Raw genomic sequence first — 1,920 nt, 5'->3', positions numbered from 1 at the left:
TCGCATAACAAATGCATCAACACGATTTGCTACACTCGGCGTTGTCAGTTTGCCTTTAGTTTCAGTGATTAAGGCAGTAAAATTTAGCTAGGTCTGCATAGTAGCAAACGTGTTATGCAGGCGTTATATTATTTTTGAGGGTTCATATGTTCAGTAAAAAAGCAGGCGATCCATTTAATATGTACGCCAATTCGGGTAGCCCAAATACAATCCGAAATAATTTAACTGCAATAAAGCAGTTGTATAAAAGAGTTGAGTCTTCGCATGAACGTGATTTTGATGAATTACAAACTTTGATAAGTACTGTTCAAGAAGAATCTAACGAATGTGAAGTGCCAGCTATTGAGATCTATTTCTTAAAACAGTATTCACGTTTTCACCGTAACTCTACAATTTTAATTTGTTATTCCATTCTTGAAAGTAACATGGTCGCAATATGTGAAAAATATGCATCTCAAAGAAAACTCCCAATTAAACTAGCTGATCTTAATGGAAATGGGATTTTAAAATGCAAGAAATATCTTGAAAATTTTGAAATTGTTGACTTTAATGAACCTGAAATTAAAAAGCATTGGGAAAAATTACCTGTTTTAAGTAAGCTTAGAAATTGCATTGCTCATGCTGAAGGTGATCTTTCTAAATATACAAAGTTAAAGCCTGATACTATTAATGGTGAAATAGGTTTAAGTATAAAAAATAATCATGTCGAAATTGAATCTTCTTATGTCATAGACTCAATTGATCGAGTACAAAATTTTCTTTTGTCTCTGCACAACAAATAATATAACAAATGCATCAACACGATTTACTACACTCGGCAATCTCAGTTTGCCGGGTGTTTCTCGTTTTAAGGCGTCAATATTAAGTATAATTGCATGGTAGTAAACGTGTTATGCAGGCGTTATAAGCTTAAATTGAAATGGTAATTACAGCGGATTTTTGGTTATTTTAAACTAGGCCAAGATAAGGATGTAAAGGTTAAATTAATGGAGATATCGTGGAAGTTTTAATCGTAATAGCTTTGATTTTTGTTCTGGTTTTGTTTTTTATTATTAAGCTTAAATTAAGCCAATCATCGACTAAAAGTGAACATTCTTATCGTCAACTCGGAACATTATTTACTCCCGCAGAACGTTCAATTTTAGGTGTGCTACAACAAACCGTTGCTACTGATAATGTGATAGTTTTTGGTAAAGTTCGTGTTGCTGATGTTATTGCGCCTGAAAAAGGAATGACAAAATCAGCATGGCAAACCGCGTTTAATAAAATATCAGCTAAGCACTTCGATTTTGTTTTGTGTAATCAAGATGACTTGTCAGTTATCTGTGCAATCGAACTAGACGACAGCTCTCATAATAATGCTAAACGAAAGTCTAGAGACCAATTTTTAGAGAATGCTTGTGAATCGGCTCATTTCCCACTTATTCGTATACCAGCTAAACAAGCTTACAGTATCGAAAGTATCAGACTCAGTTTACAAAGTGTCTTATCAAATGCTGAACTTGAAATGTCTAGTTTTGACCTTGATTCCACCGATAAAAAGTGCCCTAAATGTTCATCGAATATGGTTCTTAAAGTGGCTAAAAAGGGTAAATCAGTTGGCAATGAATTTTGGGGTTGTAGTTCATTTCCAGCATGTAGGCACATAGAACAGAAAATATCTGAATAATCAGTACGCTTATAACAAATGCATCAACACGATTTGCTACATTCGGCATTCTAGGTTTCTTTAGGTTTACCGTGTTAAGTGGTAAATTTGGACTTAATCTGCATGGTAGCAAACGTGTTATGCAGGCGTTACACGAACTAAAGATAGCAGTTTTTTGGCTCAGTTCAGCGATAGAACCGTTCGATTTTTAAATGTTAAAGTTGGGCGGTTTTCCTTCTTCTTTGTTGCCTTTTAGTTTTCATTTCATCAGG

General features: G+C 34.3%; 2 protein-coding genes. Both read left to right on the top strand.

Going from position 1 to position 1,920, the window contains the following annotated elements; translation table 11 throughout:
- Window positions 1–146 precede the first annotated feature (146 nt).
- Entirely contained in the window at window positions 147–782 is a 636-nt protein-coding gene (locus tag HC728_RS19465) for a hypothetical protein (RefSeq protein WP_190395960.1), read from the top strand.
- 215 nt (window positions 783–997) lie between these two features.
- Complete coding sequence (locus HC728_RS19460) at window positions 998–1,669, top strand: DUF2726 domain-containing protein (protein ID WP_017019467.1); 672 nt, start codon at window positions 998–1,000, stop codon at window positions 1,667–1,669.
- Window positions 1,670–1,920: the final 251 nt, after the last annotated feature.

The sequence above is a fragment of the Aliivibrio sp. S10_S31 genome (assembly GCF_014694495.1).
Taxonomy (GTDB): Bacteria; Pseudomonadota; Gammaproteobacteria; order Enterobacterales; family Vibrionaceae; genus Aliivibrio; species Aliivibrio fischeri.
The sequence above is the reverse complement of the archived record's forward strand: the minus strand, read 5'-3'. Positions and strand labels throughout refer to the sequence as shown.